Source organism: Streptacidiphilus neutrinimicus (assembly GCF_000787815.1).
GTDB classification, from domain to species: domain Bacteria; phylum Actinomycetota; class Actinomycetes; order Streptomycetales; family Streptomycetaceae; genus Streptacidiphilus; species Streptacidiphilus neutrinimicus.
In genome coordinates this window covers 12,721-16,300 of record NZ_BBPO01000067.1, presented here as the reverse complement: position 1 = coordinate 16,300, position 3,580 = coordinate 12,721, and the positions used below count along the sequence as shown (strand labels likewise).

The 3,580-nt window shown below is 72.0% G+C and carries 3 protein-coding genes; 1 reads left to right on the top strand and 2 read right to left on the bottom strand.

Features of this window, described 5'->3' with window-relative positions; translation table 11 throughout:
* Positions 1-198 precede the first annotated feature (198 nt).
* Both TR48_RS30425 and TR48_RS30420 read right to left on the bottom strand, forming a co-directional pair.
* Complete coding sequence (locus TR48_RS30425) at positions 199-2,607, bottom strand: ATP-binding cassette domain-containing protein (protein WP_042373376.1); 2,409 nt, start codon at positions 2,605-2,607, stop codon at positions 199-201.
* Between the two features lie 221 nt (positions 2,608-2,828).
* Positions 2,829-3,212, bottom strand: a complete 384-nt coding sequence (locus TR48_RS30420; protein ID WP_042373375.1) for a thioesterase family protein — start codon at positions 3,210-3,212, stop codon at positions 2,829-2,831.
* A 108-nt stretch (positions 3,213-3,320) separates the two neighbouring features.
* On the opposite strand from TR48_RS30420, the gene TR48_RS30415 reads away from it, so the two are divergent.
* Positions 3,321-3,530, top strand: coding sequence for a DUF1918 domain-containing protein (locus tag TR48_RS30415; RefSeq protein ID WP_042373374.1), 210 nt, complete (start codon positions 3,321-3,323; stop codon positions 3,528-3,530).
* Positions 3,531-3,580: the final 50 nt, after the last annotated feature.

The window sequence follows — 3,580 nt, the reverse complement described above, 5'->3', positions numbered from 1 at the left end:
CGGCGGGACCAGCACCGCCGGGCTGCTAGTCCAAGCCGCCGCCACGGCCGCCCGCCGCCACGGCCGCCCGCTGTCGCGGCGACCGGAGCGGCCCCGCTGGTCTGGTGGTCCCGGGCCTGCTGACGGCCGAACGCCTCGGCGCCTGCCCGGCGAGCTGGGGGTGGCGGGCCCAGGGCGCCCGAGGCCGCGGCGGCGGCCTCAGGCGCCCACGTACGCGGCCAGGTGCTCGCCCGTGAGAGTGGAGCGGGCGGCGACCAGATCCGCCGGGGTGCCCTCGAAGACGACGCGGCCGCCGTCGTGTCCCGCGCCCGGGCCGAGGTCGACGATCCAGTCCGCGTGGGCCATCACCGCCTGGTGGTGCTCGATGACGATCACCGACTTGCCCGAGTCCACGATCCGGTCCAGCAGGCCCAACAGCTGCTCCACGTCCGCGAGATGGAGGCCGGTAGTGGGCTCGTCCAGCACGTAGACGCCGCCCTTCTCCGCCATCTGCGTCGCCAGTTTGAGCCGCTGCCGCTCGCCGCCGGAGAGGGTGGTCAGCGGCTGGCCGAGCGTCAGGTACCCGAGGCCGACGTCGGCGAGGCGCGCCAGGACGGCGTGCGCCGCGGGCGTCCTGGCCTCGCCCGAGCCGAAGAACTCCTCCGCCTCGGCCACCGACATCGCCAGCACCTCGCTGATGTCCCGGCCACCGAGGTGGTAGTCCAGCACCGAGGAGTCGAACCGCTTGCCGTCGCACTCCTCGCAGACGCTGGAGACCGTCGCCATCATGCCCAGGTCGGTGAAGATGACGCCCGCGCCGTTGCAGTTCGGGCAGGCGCCCTCGGAGTTGGAGCTGAACAGCGCCGGCTTCACGCCGTTCGCCTTGGCGAACGCCTTGCGGATCGGCTCCAGCAGACCCGAGTACGTCGCCGGGTTGCTGCGCCGCGAACCGCGGATGGGGGTCTGGTCGATCGAGACGACGCCCGCCGCCCTGGCCTCCGACTGCTTCGGCAGCGAGCCGTGCAGCAGCGAGCTCTTGCCGGAGCCCGCGACGCCCGTCACCACGACCAGCACCCCGAGTGGGATGTCCACGTCCACGTCGCGCAGGTTGTTCGTCGACGCGCCCCGGATCGGCAGCGTCCCGCTCGGCTCGCGCACCGTCTTCTTGACCGCGGCCCGGTCGTCGAGGTGACGGCCCGTCACCGTCCCGCTCCGCCGCAGGCCGTCGACCGTGCCCTCGAAGCAGACCGTGCCGCCCGCCGAACCGGCGCCGGGGCCCAGGTCGACGACGTGGTCGGCGATCGCGATCGCCTCCGGCTTGTGCTCCACCACCAGCACCGTGTTGCCCTTGTCGCGCAGGCGCAGCAGCAGCTCGTTCATCCGCTGGATGTCGTGCGGGTGCAGGCCGATCGTCGGCTCGTCGAAGACGTAGGTGACGTCGGTCAGGGAGGAGCCGAGGTGGCGGATCATCTTCACCCGCTGCGCCTCGCCGCCCGAGAGCGTCCCCGAGGGGCGGTCCAGCGAGAGGTAGCCGAGGCCGATCTCGACGAAGGAGTCCAGCAGCGCGCGCAGCGACTCCAGCAGCGGCGCGACCGAGGGCTCGTCCAGCTCGCGCACCCATTCCGCCAGGTCGCTGATCTGCATGGCGCACACGTCGCCGATGTTCCTCCCGTCGATCTTCGACGAGCGCGCCGCCTCGCTCAGCCGGGAGCCGCCGCACTCCGGGCACACCGCGAAGGTCACCGCCCGGTCCACGAAGGCCCGGATGTGCGGCTGCAGCGAGTCCTGGTCCTTGGAGAGCATGGACTTCTGGATGCGCGGCACCAGACCCTCGTAGGTCATGTTGATGCCCGCGATCTTCATCCGCACCGGCTCGTGGTACAGGAAGTCGTTGCGCTCCTTCTTGGTGTACTTCCGGATCGGCTTGTCCTCGTCGACGAAGCCGGAGGCCGCGTAGAGGCGGTAGTTCCAGCCGCCCGGCGTGTACCCGGGAACGGTCAGCGCGCCCTCGGCCAGGGACTTGGACTCGTCGAACAGCTGGGTCAGGTCGATGTCCGAGACCGAGCCCCGGCCCTCGCAGCGCGGACACATGCCGCCGGTGATGCTGAAGCTGCGGCGCTCCTTGACCTGCTGACCGCCGCGCTCGAGGGTGACCGCGCCCGCTCCGCTGATCGACGGCACGTTGAAGGAGAAGGCCTTCGGCGAGCCGATGTGCGGCGTGCCGAGCCGGCTGAACAGGATGCGCAGCATCGCGTTGGCGTCGGTGGCCGTGCCGACCGTCGAGCGCGGGTCGCCGCCCATGCGCCGCTGGTCGACCAGGATCGCCGTGGTCAGGCCCTCCAGCACGTCGACGTCGGGCCGCGCCAGCGTGGGCATGAAGCCCTGCACGAAGGCGCTGTAGGTCTCGTTGATCAGCCGCTGCGACTCGGCGGCGATGGTGTCGAAGACGAGCGAGCTCTTGCCGGAGCCGGAGACCCCGGTGAACACCGTCAGCCGACGCTTGGGGATTTCGACGGCGACGTCCTTGAGGTTGTTCTCGCGCGCGCCGTGGACCCGGATCACGTCATGCGTGTCGGCTCCGCCGCCCCCGGAGGGAGACGGCTGGTCGCTCCGCTTCGCCTTGCTCATCGTGTCTCCCTCGGGTCCCCGGCCGCCAAGGTCGGGACGACCACCGGCGGGCAGGTCCGATCGTAGCCGCGCCCTCCGACAGGCGGACCGTTCGCCCGAGCTGACCGGGAACGCCGCCGCCCAGGCGGGCCACGGTCACCCCGTACAGGCCGACCAGCCAGTCCGCGACGCGCGACCGCGACGGCGCGTAACGAACCCGTAGGGAACGAACTCACGGCGAGTCAGCCGCCTTCGGTGGAGAGCGGCCCGGCGGGGCGTTCGAACGCGGCGAGGAAGCGCTCGCGGTCGACGACGACCCGCTGGATCTCCCCGGAGCCGACGACCTGGCCCTCGCCGTCGACGGCGCGCACCTCGAACGTCAACCGCCGTCCCTCGGCTGGGCCGACCGTAGCGAGGACCTCCACCTCCCCGCCGACTGGCGTGGCCCGGACGTGCTCGACCCGCACCGCCGTCCCGACACTCGTCCGCCCCGGCCCCACGAACGGCCGTGCCGCGGCGACGGTGGCCGCCTCCATCCAGGCGAGCAGCCGCGGCGTCGCCAGCACGGGCACGTCCCCGCTGCCCAGCGCGATCGCGGTGTCCGCCGCTGTCACTCGATGACGCATGGCAGCACGCTATCCCGGCGGCGGGGTCGCTCGGGCGGGCATCGGTTGCTGGTCCCCCGGCGGGGTGGTGAGCTTGAAGGACGCGAGAAAGAAGGCGGTGAGGGGCAGATGAAGGCCAAGGCAGGGGACCGGCTGCGATTTCTCGGGCATCAGGTGGGCACCCCGGACCACTTCGGGCGTGTCCTGAAGGTCATCGGTCCCGACGGCGGTCCTCCGTACCTGGTGGAGTTCGACGACGGACACCAGGCCGAGGTGTATCCCGGGTCCGACTGCGAGCTGGAGCACCCCAAGGAACACGGAGCTGGAGCCGTCGGCTGACGGAAGCCGGAGGCTTCACCCGTTCGGCGGCGTGCCGCGGCCGCCCAGGC